This window comes from Undibacterium sp. WLX3042 (assembly GCF_049544825.1).
In the GTDB taxonomy this organism is placed as follows: Bacteria; Pseudomonadota; Gammaproteobacteria; order Burkholderiales; family Burkholderiaceae_D; genus Undibacterium.
The window spans coordinates 1,769,456-1,784,203 of record NZ_CP186698.1 but is presented as its reverse complement, the minus strand read 5'-3'; the positions used below and the strand labels follow the sequence as shown (position 1 = coordinate 1,784,203).

Here is a 14,748-nt window from a genome sequence, read left to right as displayed (position 1 = left end):
CCGGGAAGGCGCGTTTTTATTGAGGTTTTAAATTTTTATCTGCGGTTTTCTATGCGAGTGTCAGCGTGTTGCAGTTGGTCTGACTCAAGTATGTGAAAACCATCGTCAAACGTCACAGCGGCGTTGATCATTGCAGCTGCGACGTCAGTCACATTAACTGCCCGGTAGCGCAAGGGAATCAGGGGCCCCAGCAGGTGCGAGACAATAATGGCAGCAGTTTCTGCGGGGCGCTTATCGGCTCTGCTGCCGCCATACAGCAAAGACGGACGCACGATAGTCAGCGCTGGAAAATTCAAAGCGTGTAAATCATTTTCCACCTGACCTTTGACCCTTAAATAGAATGAACGTGCATTTGCGTTTGCACCAAGTGCGGAGTTATATACAAATCGAGGTGTGCCAGAGGCTTTAGCGAGGCGGGCAGCGGCCAGTACATAGTCGTGGTCAACACGGGAAAATGCCGCTTGCGATCCGGCGATCCTGATGGTGGTGCCCAGCGCACATAACACTGCATCGGCCTGCCACCAGTCTGCATCCGGTGGTAAATCGGCATACTCAACGATGGGATTGCGTAATTGCGGATGCTGCGCCAGGGCTCTACGCGTCGGCGCGGTCACTTGCGAGACATCCCTGTGCGCCAGCGCTTGGGCAACTAATTGCCGGCCCACCAAACCAGTACCGCCCAGAATTAATAATTTCACTTTTCGCCTCTGCTCTTTTTTATACTGCTGATTTTTACCTGCAGCGCAGAAAATCAGATATACGGAATTTTGATTTAAACCAACCTGTATGTGTTGCAATCATAAATCTGTCAATCCACTGTCATGGGACGGGTCGCTTTTGCCACTGCCGCGATGGTATGCTAGCGGACTTTGCTGATCGCTATTTCTTTCCCATTCCGATTGTGTATGAATCATAAACTGACTCCCGGCACCATTTTTTTACTGGTATTTGCACCACTGCTATGGGCGGGGAATGCCGTGGTCGGACGTATGATACATAGCATGGTGCCGCCGGTAAGCTTGAATTTCTTTCGCTGGGCAATTGCTTTTCTGATTTTGTTACCGATGGCTGCCGGTATCTTTAAACGCGGCAGCATATTCTGGTTTCGCTGGTATCGCTACGCAATTCTTGGTCTGCTTGGTGTGGGCATGTACAACGCCCTGCAATATCTGGCGTTACAAAGTTCCACTCCCATCAATGTCACGCTGGTGGCGGCGAGTATGCCGGTGTGGATGTTATTAATCGGTCGTTTATTTTTTCAGGCACCGATTTCCCGCTCTGCGGTCGCAGGCGTGGTCGTATCGATGGCCGGGGTATTGCTGGTACTGAGCCGTGGTGAGCTTCAGCATCTGATGGCGCTGCGTCTGGTTCCAGGCGACCTGCTGATGCTGCTGGCGGCGATTTGCTGGTCACTGTACAGCTGGCTACTGACGCGCGGTGGCGACGGCGAGTTGCGTGATCACTGGTCACATTTTTTATTGGCGCAGGTCAGCTTCGGGCTGGTCTGGTCGGGATTGTTTGCAGCGGGTGAATGGATGATTGCTGCTCCGGTTATTCAGTGGAGCAGTACCCTGGTGGTGGCGATTATGTTTGTCGCAGTCGGGCCGGCGCTGATTGCGTTTCGCTGCTGGGGAATGGGCGTACAACGGGTCGGACCGAGTATTGCGGCGTTTTTCAGTAATCTGACACCCTTATTTGCGGCTTTGCTGTCGTCGCTATTTTTAGGCGAAACGCCACAGCTTTTTCATGCGGTGGCGTTTTTACTGATTGTTGCCGGTATTGTTTTATCTTCAAGACGCTGATCTTAAGTCGCTGAAGAATTTTTTCAGTATTGCGTTATAAGGGATCGGGTGCAGCTGCAGCTCTTGAGCTGTGACTGATGATGTAGGAGAACAATTGTTCGTAACGATAGCGTTCGCCAGCGCCATCAAGCTGGTGACGGTTTTCCATGAATGCCTGATCCACTTCTTGCCAGTCGTTGACATTTAATACCAGTTTGGCGACCGGCAAAACTTCATTCTCTTCCGTTTGCATGTGAGCGTAATAGAAGAGAGCATATTGTTCTGCCAAGTCCCTGAAATGCGGAAATGCCGGCATGCCGAAAAACTCGTATTTCAATAATGCGTTTTGCAGATTGCGCACCAGATATTCGCCGTTACCATGCTGTTCGATTAAGGCATCCAGTACATTATCGAGCTGGTGTGTGCGCTCTTTTATCTTGGAAAACAGAAATTTGTCTTCCTTAGGATGATGCACTTTTTCCGGATATTCGCAGATATAAAAAAGGATCGCACGGAATAGTTTAAGGTCAGGCGGTGCTTCTCCTTTATCTGTCGAGCGTACAAAGTCCAGCATAGTCTGTATGACGGCAGACAAATGCTGATGTTCTTGCTGAATGATATCGACGGATATTGGATGGAAGTTTCTGGCGCACATGACGGTCTCCGCAGAATTTTCTTTTACTGTACTCTGTGTGCCCGATTTGCTCTTTGATACCGATCAAATAAAGCGAGGCGTATTGAAGGATTTCGTTGACTTCCTCTGATTTTTTTAGGTTGAACGGCGTGAATATTGGCATTTTGTCGCGTTTCGGCGATATAAAAAACCTCGTTCCGGATGGCGTGGAACGAGGTTAGTTTTAGCTGATTCTGCCTGAGGTTCAGCGTTTTGTAATGATGGCTTCAATCTGATCCATGATGCTGTTCATGCGTTTGAATACCGCCTGATATGGTGCTGGTGATGCCAGATCGACACCCGCTTTTTTGACCAGATCATAAGGGTAGGCTGAGCCGCCAGCTTTCAGAATATTCAGATAATTGTCTCGCGCACCCGGTTGTGCTTTCAGGATTTCATCGGCAAACATAGAGCCCGCGGCAATTGAGGTCGCGTACTGGAAGACATAGAAGCGATTATAAAAATGCGGGATGTAAGCCCACTCTGTTGCATAGACATCGTCGATTTTCATGACACCTTCTTTATCGCCGTGATAACGCTTCAGGATATCACCGTAGATTTTGGTGAGTCCTTCGCCCGTCAATGATTCACCTTTATCCACGCGCGCATGCACTTCGCGTTCAAAGTCGGCAAACATGGCCTGCCGGAAGAATGTGCCGCGCAAGTTTTCCAGTGCGGAACCTAGATACAGCAGACGCTCATCGTCGCTCTTAGCGATTTTCAGCATGTGATCGAGCAACAACACTTCGTTGGTGGTCGATGCGATTTCAGCCGTGAAAATAGGGTAATCAGCGGTGCTGAACGGCTGATGTTTATTCGCCAGATACGAATGCATCGCATGCCCCCATTCGTGCGTGAGTGTGGAGACTGACTCGTAATCGTCGTTGTAATTCAGCAGTATGTATGGATGAACATCATAAGCGACGCCGGACATGTAGGCACCCGAACGCTTGCGTGGGCGTGGATAAACGTCCATCCAGCGAGCTGTGCTTGCTCTGGTGATGGCATTGACGTAGTCGTCGCCAAGTGGTTTGACTGAACTCAGCATCAGTTTCACACCGTCGTCGATGCTGTAAGTGAAATTGCCGGAAACCAGTTGCGGGTAAATATCGAAATAGCGCAGGTCTTGTACTCCCAGCATTTTTGCGCGCAATTTGAAATAACGGTGCAGCGTAGGTAGATTGGCGCGGGTCTGATCGACCAGCGTGTCGTAAACGGCACGGGGCACGTTATTGCCATCGAGCGCATGGGTCAGTGAGTCCGGGTAGTTGCGCACTTTGGCATATACGGCATCGCGCTTAAGCTGCTCGTAAAACGTGACGCCGTAGCTGCGTTCAAATTCTTTCCATTTGCTCCAGAATGCGTCAAACACCAGTTTGCGGTCAGCACGGTTCGGCGAAGCGCGGTATTTGGTGTAAGCGGCCTGATCGATGGTGACTTGCTGACCGTCAGAAAGCGTGATTTTTGGCCAGGGCATTTCCGCATTTGACAGTGTTGAATAAACGGCACTTGGGGCATTGGTTGCCATGCCGAATGTCGCGATGAGTTCCTCGCCTTTTTTATCCAGCGTGTGTTGCGCACCGCGCAGGATATCGTGCAGGCCAAAGCGGTAGGCGGCGAGCGATTTGTCCTGATTCAGATACGCATCAATTTTCTTTTGTCCCAGATTCAGTATCTCAGGACGGAAGAAAGAACTTGCTTCTTCTAGCTTGCTGCCGAGTATATCTGCATTCTGCAAAATATCCTGGCCTTCATTGTCGCCTGTGTCCTGATCACGGAATTGTGAGGCGTAGGTCGCCAGACGTGCATAGCGTTTCAGAATATCGGCATTCAGATCCATGCAGGATTTGAAGTTGCTGATCTTATCGCCCAGATGACCGCTGCACTTCTTCAGCTCAGTCAATTGTGCTTCCAGTTTTTTTGCGTCGGCATTCCACGCAGCACGGTTCGCATACAGATCGGCGAGATTCCAGCGTTGCGCTTCAGTGTCATTACTGTGCGCCGCAAAGCCGCTGACAGGAAAAGCAAACGCGAGTGCCAGTAAGCTGGCGATCAGATGTTTTTGCATAGAGTCTCCGGAGTCGGGTAGCACCGGCACTGGCCGGCGAAAATGATTGCAAAAAATACTTCAGATGATGTGATAAAGGCAAAAATATACAGGTAAATTCACCGCTTGAATTCAACTGACAGTCAGATGAATCACAGATTTGATAAAACCCGCGCAATTCCGGAGAATCTTCTGGTTTTACTTCGTTTGACTATTTTTTATACGATTTAGATTTTCCTTTTTAGTGAGCGTTGTATTCGTTCTTCGTTGACCGTTCAGCGGGTGGTTGCTGTGTGATTGCCACAATTTTATGAATAGCTGCATTGCGTTTTGATTAGGGGAATATGTTCAGATGATTCAAGTACAATGAAGCTCATTTTTATTTCTATCGTCACCTATGAAACGCCCCCGCTTTTTACCTGACAACATGACTTTACTTTTACTGGGCGTGATTCTGATCGCCAGTTTTTTCCCGGTAAAAGGAGCGCTCGCGGTCAGCGTTGATCATCTGTCGACACTGATGATCGCTTTGCTGTTCTTTATGCACGGTGCCAAATTATCGCGTGAGGCGGTGGTGGCGGGGATGACGCACTGGCGTTTGCATTTACTGGTGCTGGGCGTGACATTTGCCGTATTCCCTTTGCTAGGCATCGTGCTCAAGCCGGCGCTACTGACTGTGCTGACTCCGGATTTATATCTGGGCATGCTGTATCTGTGCCTGCTGCCTTCAACAGTGCAGTCATCCATTGCCTTCACCTCGGTTGCGCGTGGCAATGTTCCGGCTGCGGTATGCAGTGCTTCTGCCAGTAATCTGCTGGGTATCTTCGTCACCCCTTTGCTGGTCAGCCTGTTAATTAAAGCCAACAGCGACGGACATTCGTCTGCCGATGCGATGCTCAAGATTGTTTATCAGTTGCTGTTGCCGTTTGTGGCCGGGCAGATCATGCGACCTTATTTACAGGCATGGATCACCAGACATGCGACCGTGTTAAAAATGGTCGATCAGAGCTCGATTCTGCTGGTAGTGTTCGTGGCGTTCAGTGAAGCGGTTGTGCAAGGATTGTGGCATCAGGTGCCAACGCTGATGTTATTGACGCTACTGCTAATCAGCGCGGTCATACTGGCTCTGGTGATGGGGTTTACGACGATGATCAGCCGTCGCCTTGGTTTCACTAAAGAGGATGAAATCACTATTGTTTTTTGCGGCTCTAAAAAGAGTTTGGCGAGCGGTGTACCGATGGCGAAAGTGTTGTTTTCCAGCGGCTCCGTCGGCATGGTGCTGTTGCCGGTGATGCTGTTCCATCAGTTGCAACTGATGGTCTGTGCGGTGCTGGCGCAACGCTACGCCAAACGACCGATATAAACATTCATCGATTTAACTGAATCCGGCCTGTGTCAGACCTGCCTGAATGCCGGATTTTTAAGGAGAAATACATGCCTCGTTTTGCTGCCAATCTCAGCATGATGTATACCGAAGTCGATTTTCCTGCACGTTTTGCTGCTGCGGCAAAAGATGGTTTCACTGGAGTGGAATATCTGTTTCCATACGATTATCCGGTCCAGCAATTACGTGAATTGCTGGACGCGAATAATTTGCAGCAAGTCTTGTTCAATGCGCCGCCCGGAGACTGGGCCGGCGGTGAGCGCGGACTGGCGTCTTTGCCGGGGCGCGAGGACGAATTCAAGCGCAGCTTTGATCTGGCGCTGGAATACGCTCGCGTGCTGGGCAACCGCCATATTCATGTGATGGCAGGGCTGATACAGCCTGAGCAGGACAGGGCTCGCCATCGCGCGGTGTATCTGGGTAATCTGGCGTATGCAGCTTTGCTGGCTTCACGTGAAAATGTGACGGTGTTAATTGAGCCTATCAATACCCGAGATATGCCGGGCTATTTTTTATCTGAGCAAAATACGGCACAGGAAATCTGCGAAGAAATCGGCGTCAGTCATTTGCAAGTGCAGTTTGATATGTATCACTGTCAGATTATGGAGGGCGACATCACACGCAAGCTGCAGCGGGATATGCACAGACCGCGGGCTGGCATAGGCCACATTCAGATCGCGGGTGTGCCGGATCGTCACGAGCCATCCGAAGGTGAAGTCAATTACCCGTATCTGTTTCAATTGCTCGATGATTTGGGCTATGAGGGTTGGATAGGGTGCGAATACCGGCCGAGGGCGGGAACCTCAGAAGGTCTGGCGTGGATCAGACCCTGGCAGACTGCGAAATAAATTACTTCGTCTTGAAAAAGAATATAGCCAGTATTGTCCGTCAACGCTTATGCCCGGTTGATGGTCTCTAGCTGTCATCGTCGGTACAAAAAATAAAAACGGTCTGAATTTTTCTCAGGCCGTTTTTTTTGTATCAGTTCAGATGAAAAATTACTCGTCTGCGACTTGCAGAATCAGCTTGCCGAAATTTTTTCCATCGAACAGCATCATCAGCGTGTCAGGGAAAGTTTCTATGCCCTTAACGATATCTTCGCGGGTGTGGAATTTACCCTCGGCCATCCATTTACTCATCTCTGCGACGGCTTCGCCATAGCGCGCTGCGTAATCAAAAACGACGATACCTTCCATACGCGCACGATTAACCAGTAACGATAAATAGTTGGCAGGACCTTTTACCGGTGTTGTGTTGTTGTATTGGGAGATCGCTCCGCAGATGATGATGCGTGCCTTCATGTTGATGCGGGTCAGCACGGTATCAAGAATATCGCCGCCGACATTATCAAAATACACGTCAACGCCATTCGGGCAGTGCTCTTTCAGTCCATCACGGACCGAGCCGGATTTGTAGTCGATGCAGGCATCAAAACCGAGTTCATTCACCACGAAATCGCATTTGTCTTTGCCTCCGGCGATGCCAACGACGCGGCAGCCTTTTTGTTTGGCAACCTGACCGACCGTTTGACCGACCGCACCAGCCGCACCAGAAACGACGACGGTTTCACCCGCTTTCGGCTGGCCGACATCGAGTAAGCCAAAGTACGCGGTCATACCAGGCATGCCGAGCGCATTCAGGTATTTCGGTAAAGGTGCGAGTGCCGGATTAATTTTGTAGAAGGCTGCTGTTTTATCATTTGCTGCGCCAACCCAGTATTGCTGCACTCCTGTACCGCCGGAAACATAGTCGCCGACCGCAAATAAAGGCGATTTCGATGCCACCACCTTGCCGACACCGCCAGCACGCATGACTTCATCAATCGCGACCGGGCGGATATAGGATTTGCCTTCATTCATCCAGCCGCGCATCGCAGGGTCGAGCGAAATGTAGATCGTTTGGACGACTATTTCACCATCGTTAATCTCTCTGACTTGTTCGGTGGTGAATTTCCAGTCGCTGTGTTTCGGTGAGCCGACCGGACGTGCGGCGAGGCGGTATTGCTGATTGCTGAAGCTGCTCATGTTGTCTCCTGTGTTTTTGGTGATGTCTTACGGATGGGATAGTGGCTATCGCCGTTTTTTTTGCGCCAGCATCAATATACACGAAATAGAACGTACGTGCTTTTTGTTGCCGCTATTTTAAAACGTCGTGAAATTCAGGATCGATTCTCGCTAATCCGGTACCGATGCGGGACGTACCTGCGATGAACGTGCGACAATAGGCGGTTACGGTTTTTAGCTTTGTTTTGCTTTAAAATTGCGGATTATTCCAAATTAAATTTGCCTCACCCCCGAATGTTATGTGTATTCGGGCGAAAAAATAACATGATGACCATACGACCAGAATATATTCTTACGCTTTCTTGTCCTGATCAACGCGGTATCGTACACAGCGTTTCAGGATTTTTAGCCAATCATGGCTGCAATATCATCGATTCTGCGCAGTTTGGTGATGAACAATCCGCTACGTTTTTTATGCGCGTGCATTTCGCTGTTGAGGATGCTGGCGTCAAAGAGACAGCGTTACGCGAAGAATTTGCGGAACTCGCTCACAGCATGCAAATGAGCTGGAAGCTCAATGATGCGCATCACAAGCCAGCCGTGATACTGATGGTTTCTAAAATTGGTCACTGCCTGAATGATTTACTGTTCCGTTACAAGAGTGGCTTATTGCCGGTAGAAATCAAGGCCATCGTTTCCAATCACACCGATTTTTATCAGCTTGCTGCCAGCTACAATATTCCATTCCATCACTTACCGTTAGCGGCAGGTGCATCGGCTGAAGCCAAGCGTGCGCAGGAAGAAAAAGTGCTGGAAATCGTCGCTGCCAATCAGGCGGATCTGGTAGTGCTGGCGCGCTACATGCAGATATTGTCGCCGCAGATGTGTGAGGCACTCAAGGGCAAAGCGATCAATATTCATCACTCTTTCCTGCCTAGCTTTAAAGGTGCGAAACCTTATTATCAGGCGCATGATCGTGGCGTGAAACTGATCGGTGCGACCGCGCATTTTGTGACTGGTGATCTGGACGAAGGTCCGATCATTGAGCAAGACGTCGAGCGCGTTGATCATGCGATGGAACCAGAAACACTGACCGCCATCGGGCGCGATGTTGAGTGCGTGGTGCTGGCGCGGGCGGTGAAATGGTTTGTTGAACACCGTATTCTGCTGAATGGTCACAAGACAGTGGTGTTCAAATAATGGCATTGAAATCGATTATTTACAAAGCCGATCTGAATATCTCGGATATGGATCGCGGCTATTACGCCGATCATAGTCTGACGATTGCCCGTCATCCATCGGAAACCGATGAACGCATGATGATACGCGTGCTGGCATTTGCGATTCACGCGGCTGAGCGACTGGAATTCGGCAAAGGTATTTCCGATACCGAAGAGCCTGATCTGTGGGAAAAAGACTATACCGATGCGATACAACTGTGGGTCGAAGTCGGGCAGCCCGATGACCGTCGCTTGCTGAAAGCCTGCGGACGTTCTGAGAAAGTGATTGTCTATAGCTTTGCCAGTGCCAGCGATATCTGGTGGAAGCAGATGAACAGCCGCCTCGATCGCGCAAAAAATCTGAAGGTGATGAATGTGCCGTCGGCACAAAGCCAGGCGCTGGAAAAACTCGCACAACGTACTATGCAATTGCAATGCACGATACAGGACGGACAAATCTGGATGTCTTCCGGCGACGCCTCGGTACAGATCGATCTGGAACTGCTGAAGGATTTCGGCTGAACGGTTTTAATCGTTTGCTTAAAAAACGGCTTGCGGATAAAAGCGGAGGTAACTCTGTTTTTTCCCAAGCCGTTTTACTTCGGTGTCACGACTTTGGCATTATGGCTGTTTATACGGCCACACCTGCCGCATCAAAATAACCTTCAAACAAGACTGAGCTCAGATAGCGCTCGCCGGAATCCGGCAAAATCGCGACGATGGTTTTGCCTGCATTTTCAGGTAAAAACGCGAGTCGGGTTGCTGCCGCTACCGCAGCACCACAAGAAATGCCGGCGAGTATGCCTTCTTCTTTGGCGAGTCGCTGCGCAAACAACACGGCGTCTTCGTTGCTGACTTGTTCGATCTGATCGATCAGCGATAAATCCAGCACATCAGGCACAAAGCCAGCGCCGATGCCCTGAATTTTATGCGGCCCCGGTTGCAAAGGCAGGCCAGCGCGTTGCTGCGTCAGTATCGGACTGGAAGTCGGCTCTACCGCGACGGTCTGCAGGGTTTTTCCCTGCGTCTTTTTCAGATAACGGGAAACGCCGGTAATGGTGCCGCCGGTGCCGACGCCAGCGACGAAAATATCGATGTTGCCCTTGGTGTCTTCCCAGATTTCCGGGCCTGTCGTGCGTTCATGTACTGCCGGATTCGCCGGGTTTTTAAACTGCTGCAACAAGACATAACGATCCGGGTCGCTGGCGCGGATTTCTTCGGCTTTGGCGATCGCGCCATTCATGCCTTTAGGCCCTTCAGTCAGTACCAGCTTCGCGCCGAAGGCAGCAAGTAATTTCCGGCGTTCTATGCTCATGGTTTCCGGCATCGTCAATGTCAGCGGTATGCCTTTGGCTGCGGCGACAAACGCAAGGGCGATACCAGTGTTGCCGCTGGTGGGTTCTATCAGTTCTTTGCCTGCGCCGAGCAATCCGCGTTCTTCGGCATCTGCGATCATCGCCGCGCCGATACGGCATTTGACGGAGTAGGCTGGATTGCGGCCTTCCACTTTCACCAGTACCGTGGCACCTGCACCGGCGGTGATGCGGTTGAGGCGAATTAATGGTGTGCGTCCGATGGAATCTGCGTTATTCAAATAAAGTGCCATGATGGTCTTTCAGAAGTTGGGTGTATGGATACTACGAGTCAGGTGATGCCGCGTGATTGATCTTTATCAAGCGTGCTTCCTTACATTTTTTGCGTATATCGATATGAAAAAAAAGAGGGTGGACGCTCTTCCTTTTGTCATACTTTTTTGCTGCTCAGGATGTGCGCGTACTATACATCGCAAACGCTGAGTATGGTGATGCCGCCATCGGTCCCATGCGCGTATCGCCGTCGCGGCGGCATTCAGACCAGCCCTATTTTGCGCCCCGATTTTATAAAAAATGCAGAAAAATGGGGAGTATATGCAAAAAACGCCTTATTCTCAGCAGAAAATAAGGACGTTTTAAAATACTGGGGGGAGTATATTTTTGCCGCTGAGACGCTTGCAGCGCTCAGTTTGCTCAGGCTGACGCAGTCAGTACCTTTTTCAGCCACAGCCCGATATCGCGGATTTCTTCGGCGCAGACCGAATGCGGCATCATGTACTCATGCCATTCAATCTGATAACCGAGTTCTTTCAGCAGGTCACGCGATTGTTCTGCACGTTGAATATGAATCACAGGATCGGCGCGACCATGCACCAGAAACACTGGCGTATCCTGATTCGCCGCACTGCGTTCGGCAGCGACCACATCACGCAAGGGTACATATCCGGATAAGCACAGCAAGCCGGCCAGTTTTTGTGGATAGCGTAAGCCGGTTTGCAAGGTCATGGCACAACCTTGCGAGAAACCCGCGAGGAAAATTTTATTAGCCGGAATGCCGCGTGCCACTTCGCGCGCGATCAGTTTTTCAATTTCCACTTGCGATGCGCGTAAGCCTTTTTCATCTTCGCGGCGGGCGATGTCGGTGCCCAGGATGTCATACCAGGCGCGCATTACATAGCCGCCGTTGATCGTCACTGGCATCGTTGGCGCGTTCGGGAACACGAAGCGGATGCCAGGTAAGCCGCTCAGATCGAGTTCCTGAACGATGGGGACGAAATCATTGGCATCTGCGCCCAGACCATGCATCCAGATAATAGCGACGCTGGGATTGGTGGCGCTTTCAATTTCTACGGTGTCGAGGTAATTGCTCATGGCTGACGGAGTGTTTTTCTTGGTTGAAGGGGAATTGCGGATGTCGGATGATGTCTGTTGTTTCTTGGATGTGCCCGGAGTGATTGTATTCACCGCAGTCACCGCGTTTACAGTTGCCCCAAAGGCGTTATTGAGCAGGTCCAGCGCTGAGGTGACGAGCAAAGCAGAGATCCATAATCGTCTTGCTGATGGCGGAAAATCTGCTTTGTTCATCTGTCTGAGCAAATAGCGGGCGACCCGTTTGAGCGGGAGGCAATCAGGATTTTTGTCGTAACGCCGATTTAGGGCGGAAGACTTTGCAGACCGATTCGTGCGTTTCTATGTAAGGCCCGCCGATGAGGTCGATGCAATAAGGAATTGCTGCGAAAATGCCGGACACAATCTGTTTGCCATCCGCATCTTTCAAACCTTCCAGCGTTTCTTTAATCGACTTCGGTTGTCCCGGCAAATTCAGAATCAATGCGGCGTGATCAGCGGTTTCTCGTATCACAGCCACTTGCCGTGACAAGATCGCGGTTGGTACAAATTGCAGGCTGATCTGACGCATCTGCTCGCCGAATCCCGGCATCTCTTTGGTGGCGACCGCCAGCGTGGCTTCCGGCGTCACATCGCGCCGAGCAGGGCCGGTGCCGCCAGTAGTAATCACCAGATCGCAGCGCGCCACATCGACCAGCTCCGTCAGTGCCTGTTCAATTGCCTGACGTTCATCGGGAATCAGGCGGGTTTCCATCACCCAGTTACTCGCCATGGCAGTGCTGAACCATTCCTGTAACGCGGGTAAACCCTGATCCTGATAGACGCCGGCGGATGCGCGGTCGGAGATTGAGACCAAGCCTATGCGCAGAGCGCGGTCGGCCGCATCAGTATTGCTCATGATCCTCATCCTCCTGACCTTCCGCATCTTCCAGTGTTTCATCACCCGCAGGTGCTTTCTGCAATTCTTTCAGAATCTGGAAAATCTCGCGATAGGCTTTTGGTGGTTTGTTTTCTGCCTGTTCTTTGCGCGCATTGCGGATCAGTGTGCGCAATTGCTGCACATCGAGATGCGGATGTTCCGACAGCAATTCTGTCAGAGCATTATCGTCTGTCAGCAGTTTGTCACGACGGCGTTCGAGTGCATGCATCGCCGCAGTTTCCGCTTTCGATGAGCCTTTCCAGCTGTCGATGGTTTTCTGGATCAGCGCGATTTCAGCTTCATCCAGTGTGCGCATTTTTTTACCGACAAATTGCATCTGACGGCGACGACCTTCATGGTTCGTGATTTGCTGACATTCGAGAATCGCGTCGCGCACATCTTCCGGCATAGGAACGCGTTTGACGCGGTCACGCGCCTGTTCGACCAGTTCTTGTCCCAGTTTTTGCAACGCGGTCATTTCGCGTTTGAGCTGAGATTTTGAAGGACGTTCGTATTCCTGTTCAAACTCGCTGGATTGGTAGCCACATGAGCCCCGGTTTGGATTTGGCATAATTCTGCGCCTTTACTATAAACTTAATGAAACGGCTGCTATGATACCCGTTTTAGTTCAGTCTCCAAAGAAACCTCATCTATGAGCAAGCCAGTTTTTACCCATACCCAGGATCAGTTGAAACAAATTGCACAGGATATGTTGCTTTTTGCTAAGGAAAAAGGCGCTTCCGATGCCGCCGTCGAAATCAGCGAAGGCGAAGGTTTATCGATCAGCGTGCGCAAAGGTAAGGTGGAAACGATAGAACAGAACCGCGATAAAGGTATCGGTATTACTTTTTATATCGGACAAAAACGCGGCAATGCGAGCACCTCTGATTTTTCCCGTCAGGCGCTGAAAGATACGGTTGATGCAGCGTATAACATCGCCCGTTTTACTGCCGAAGACGATTGCGCCGGCCTGGCGGATGCGGAACTGTTTGAAATGGCACCGCGCGACCTGAAGCTGTGCTATCCGTGGCAGATCAGCGCAGTAGAAGCGATCGAGATCGCCAGACGCACCGAAGCGGCAGCATTCGCGGTCGATAAACGGATTACAAACAGTGAAGGCGCCAGTGTTCATGTGCAGCAGTCGCATTTCGTTTCTGCGAACTCGCGCGGCTTTATCGGTGGTTACCCGCTTTCCCGTCATACCATCGCCGTAGCACCGATTGCAGGTAAGGGCGCCAAGATGCAGCGTGACGACTGGTATTCATCACAGCGCAATCCGAAAAAACTCGCCCAGCCTGAAGCCATCGGCAGTTATGCTGCTGAACGTGCTCTGGCGCGTCTGAATGCTCGCAAACTGACGACCCGTAAATGCCCGGTTCTGTTTGAGGCACCATTGGCTGCAGGCTTGCTGGGATCGTTTGTGCAGGCGGTTTCCGGCGGCGCTTTGTATCGTAAATCTTCATTTTTGCTGGATTCGCTGGGGACGCAGATTTTTCCTGAACATATCCAGGTGCTTGAAGATCCGCATGTGCCAGGCGCAGTTGGTTCATCGCCATTCGATGATGAAGGTGTTCGCACCCAGCGCCGCGACGTGGTCAGCAATGGTGTCTTGCAGGGCTATTTTTTATCAACCTATTCGGCGCGTAAGCTGGGAATGCAAACAACTGGTAATGCCGGCGGTTCGCATAATTTGAGTCTGCTGTCATCGAATACAAAAAAGAGCGATCAATTTGCTGCCATGCTCAAAAAAATGGGCACAGGTTTGCTGGTAACCGAGCTGATGGGGCAGGGTGTTAATTACGTTACTGGCGACTATTCGCGTGGCGCTTCCGGCTATTGGGTGGAAAACGGTGTGATTCAATATCCGGTCGAAGAAATCACGATCGCAGGCAATATGCGCGACATGTTCATGCAGATTGTGGCAGTCGGTGCCGATACGCTGGTACGCGGTACCAAGCAGACCGGCTCGATACTGATAGAGAGCATGACGATAGCGGGTAACTGATTCTCTCACGTACCGCGCAAATGAAAACGGCCATCACAGATGGTCGTTTTTTTATG

The 14,748-nt window shown here is 50.8% G+C and carries 14 protein-coding genes; 6 read left to right on the top strand and 8 right to left on the bottom strand.

Annotated elements, in window-relative coordinates:
* Positions 1-35: 35 nt before the first annotated feature.
* Positions 36-698, bottom strand: coding sequence for an oxidoreductase (locus ACPAOP_RS08080; RefSeq protein WP_423679417.1), 663 nt, complete (start codon positions 696-698; stop codon positions 36-38).
* 207 nt (positions 699-905) lie between these two features.
* Here ACPAOP_RS08080 and ACPAOP_RS08075 point away from each other — a divergent pair, with 207 nt between their 5' ends.
* Entirely contained in the window at positions 906-1,802 is an 897-nt protein-coding gene (locus ACPAOP_RS08075) for a DMT family transporter (RefSeq protein ID WP_423709885.1), read from the top strand.
* A 34-nt stretch (positions 1,803-1,836) separates the two neighbouring features.
* Here ACPAOP_RS08075 and ACPAOP_RS08070 read toward each other — a convergent pair whose 3' ends face one another.
* Positions 1,837-2,436: a hemerythrin domain-containing protein gene (locus ACPAOP_RS08070; RefSeq protein ID WP_423709884.1), complete on the bottom strand. Its 600-nt coding sequence runs from the start codon at positions 2,434-2,436 to the stop codon at positions 1,837-1,839.
* Positions 2,437-2,659: 223 nt separating this feature from the next.
* Entirely contained in the window at positions 2,660-4,522 is a 1,863-nt protein-coding gene (pepF, locus tag ACPAOP_RS08065; RefSeq protein WP_423709883.1) for an oligoendopeptidase F, read from the bottom strand.
* A gap of 376 nt (positions 4,523-4,898) precedes the next feature.
* On the opposite strand from pepF, the gene ACPAOP_RS08060 reads away from it, so the two are divergent.
* Positions 4,899-5,864, top strand: a complete 966-nt coding sequence (locus ACPAOP_RS08060; protein WP_423679421.1) for a bile acid:sodium symporter family protein — start codon at positions 4,899-4,901, stop codon at positions 5,862-5,864.
* Between the two features lie 71 nt (positions 5,865-5,935).
* Positions 5,936-6,733: a 2-oxo-tetronate isomerase gene (otnI, locus tag ACPAOP_RS08055; protein WP_423679422.1), complete on the top strand. Its 798-nt coding sequence runs from the start codon at positions 5,936-5,938 to the stop codon at positions 6,731-6,733.
* Positions 6,734-6,883: 150 nt separating this feature from the next.
* Here otnI and ACPAOP_RS08050 read toward each other — a convergent pair whose 3' ends face one another.
* Complete coding sequence (locus ACPAOP_RS08050; protein ID WP_423679423.1) at positions 6,884-7,909, bottom strand: NADP-dependent oxidoreductase; 1,026 nt, start codon at positions 7,907-7,909, stop codon at positions 6,884-6,886.
* Positions 7,910-8,212: 303 nt separating this feature from the next.
* Between ACPAOP_RS08050 and purU the strand changes: the two genes are divergently transcribed.
* Positions 8,213-9,088, top strand: a complete 876-nt coding sequence (gene purU / locus ACPAOP_RS08045; protein ID WP_423709882.1) for a formyltetrahydrofolate deformylase — start codon at positions 8,213-8,215, stop codon at positions 9,086-9,088.
* Positions 9,088-9,630 (top strand): YaeQ family protein, encoded by a 543-nt coding sequence (locus tag ACPAOP_RS08040; RefSeq protein ID WP_423679425.1) that lies wholly within the window; start codon positions 9,088-9,090, stop codon positions 9,628-9,630. Before purU ends, ACPAOP_RS08040 begins: the two co-directional genes overlap by 1 nt.
* A gap of 109 nt (positions 9,631-9,739) precedes the next feature.
* Here ACPAOP_RS08040 and cysK read toward each other — a convergent pair whose 3' ends face one another.
* From cysK to yjgA, 4 genes are all read right to left on the bottom strand, one after another.
* The gene (gene cysK / locus ACPAOP_RS08035; RefSeq protein ID WP_423709881.1) at positions 9,740-10,714 is read right to left on the bottom strand and encodes a cysteine synthase A; all 975 of its coding nucleotides are present in this window, start codon (positions 10,712-10,714) and stop codon (positions 9,740-9,742) included.
* Between the two features lie 400 nt (positions 10,715-11,114).
* Entirely contained in the window at positions 11,115-11,792 is a 678-nt protein-coding gene (locus ACPAOP_RS08030; protein ID WP_423682314.1) for an alpha/beta hydrolase, read from the bottom strand.
* 256 nt (positions 11,793-12,048) lie between these two features.
* Entirely contained in the window at positions 12,049-12,666 is a 618-nt protein-coding gene (gene mog, locus ACPAOP_RS08025) for a molybdopterin adenylyltransferase (protein ID WP_423679427.1), read from the bottom strand.
* The gene (yjgA, locus tag ACPAOP_RS08020) at positions 12,653-13,258 is read right to left on the bottom strand and encodes a ribosome biogenesis factor YjgA (RefSeq protein ID WP_423709880.1); all 606 of its coding nucleotides are present in this window, start codon (positions 13,256-13,258) and stop codon (positions 12,653-12,655) included. Before yjgA ends, mog begins: the two co-directional genes overlap by 14 nt.
* Positions 13,259-13,339: 81 nt before the next feature.
* On the opposite strand from yjgA, the gene pmbA reads away from it, so the two are divergent.
* A complete protein-coding gene (gene pmbA / locus ACPAOP_RS08015; protein WP_423709879.1) occupies positions 13,340-14,692 on the top strand; it encodes a metalloprotease PmbA in 1,353 nt (450 codons plus the stop codon).
* Positions 14,693-14,748: the final 56 nt, after the last annotated feature.

What these genes read in the sequence shown, in the direction of transcription:
- mog (WP_423679427.1), bottom strand. Translation starts at nt 12,666, where the DNA reads ATGAGCAATACTGATGCGGCCGACCGCGCTCTGCGCATAGGCTTGGTC.
- ACPAOP_RS08060 (WP_423679421.1), top strand. Translation starts at nt 4,899, where the DNA reads ATGAAACGCCCCCGCTTTTTACCTGACAACATGACTTTACTTTTACTG.
- otnI (WP_423679422.1), top strand. Translation starts at nt 5,936, where the DNA reads ATGCCTCGTTTTGCTGCCAATCTCAGCATGATGTATACCGAAGTCGAT.
- cysK (WP_423709881.1), bottom strand. Translation starts at nt 10,714, where the DNA reads ATGGCACTTTATTTGAATAACGCAGATTCCATCGGACGCACACCATTA.
- ACPAOP_RS08075 (WP_423709885.1), top strand. Translation starts at nt 906, where the DNA reads ATGAATCATAAACTGACTCCCGGCACCATTTTTTTACTGGTATTTGCA.
- purU (WP_423709882.1), top strand. Translation starts at nt 8,213, where the DNA reads ATGATGACCATACGACCAGAATATATTCTTACGCTTTCTTGTCCTGAT.
- pmbA (WP_423709879.1), top strand. Translation starts at nt 13,340, where the DNA reads ATGAGCAAGCCAGTTTTTACCCATACCCAGGATCAGTTGAAACAAATT.
- pepF (WP_423709883.1), bottom strand. Translation starts at nt 4,522, where the DNA reads ATGCAAAAACATCTGATCGCCAGCTTACTGGCACTCGCGTTTGCTTTT.
- ACPAOP_RS08070 (WP_423709884.1), bottom strand. Translation starts at nt 2,436, where the DNA reads ATGTGCGCCAGAAACTTCCATCCAATATCCGTCGATATCATTCAGCAA.
- yjgA (WP_423709880.1), bottom strand. Translation starts at nt 13,258, where the DNA reads ATGCCAAATCCAAACCGGGGCTCATGTGGCTACCAATCCAGCGAGTTT.
- ACPAOP_RS08030 (WP_423682314.1), bottom strand. Translation starts at nt 11,792, where the DNA reads ATGAGCAATTACCTCGACACCGTAGAAATTGAAAGCGCCACCAATCCC.
- ACPAOP_RS08040 (WP_423679425.1), top strand. Translation starts at nt 9,088, where the DNA reads ATGGCATTGAAATCGATTATTTACAAAGCCGATCTGAATATCTCGGAT.
- ACPAOP_RS08050 (WP_423679423.1), bottom strand. Translation starts at nt 7,909, where the DNA reads ATGAGCAGCTTCAGCAATCAGCAATACCGCCTCGCCGCACGTCCGGTC.